The organism is Methanobrevibacter cuticularis, assembly GCF_001639285.1.
Lineage (GTDB): Archaea > Methanobacteriota > Methanobacteria > Methanobacteriales > Methanobacteriaceae > Methanobaculum > Methanobaculum cuticulare.
In genome coordinates, this window is the sequence record NZ_LWMW01000056.1 from 1 (window position 1) to 713 (window position 713).

At 33.4% G+C, this 713-nt stretch carries 1 protein-coding gene; it reads right to left on the reverse strand.

All coding sequences use genetic code 11. The features are described 5' to 3' along the window. The coding region (locus MBCUT_RS11160) for a hypothetical protein (protein WP_169805358.1) at nucleotides 1-713 on the reverse strand (713 nt) is incomplete at both ends.

The following is a 713-nucleotide window of genomic DNA, read 5'->3' on the forward strand; positions in this document are numbered from 1 at the left end:
AAACACCACTAACAGTAACATTATTACCAATACTAACAGGATTAGGACTAACAACAACAGTTGAATTAGTACTATTCTTAGCTACAGTAAAAGTTGTAGAATTACTGAAATCAGAGAAATTGCCATGGCCAAAAAGACCAACAACAACATTAATAGAACCAGTACGAATTGCAGTATAAACCATACTCCAACCACCAGTACTATTAACACTCACTACTTGAATATTACCATCAACAATAACATTAACACTAGTTATCCCAGTATAATTAGCTAAAACACCACTAATAGTAGTATTTACACCAATCTGAACCGGATTAGGATTAACAACGATAGTTGAATTAGTACTATTCTTAGCTACAGTGAAAGTTGTAGAATTAATAAAGCTTGTGTAATTATCATTACCAGCAAACCCAACAACAACACTAACAGAACCAGTACGAACAGTAGTATAATTCAAACTCCAACCACCAGAACCATCAACAGCAACAATAAACTGTATACCATCAACACTAACAGTAACACTAGTAACACCAGAATAATTAGCCAAAACACCACTAACAGTGACATTATTACCAATACTAACAGAATTAGGACTAACAACAACAGTTGAATTAGTACTATTCTTAGCTACAGTAAAAGTTGTAGAATTACTGAAATCAGAGAAATTGCCATGACCAGAAAGACCAACAACAACATTAATAGAACCAGTACGA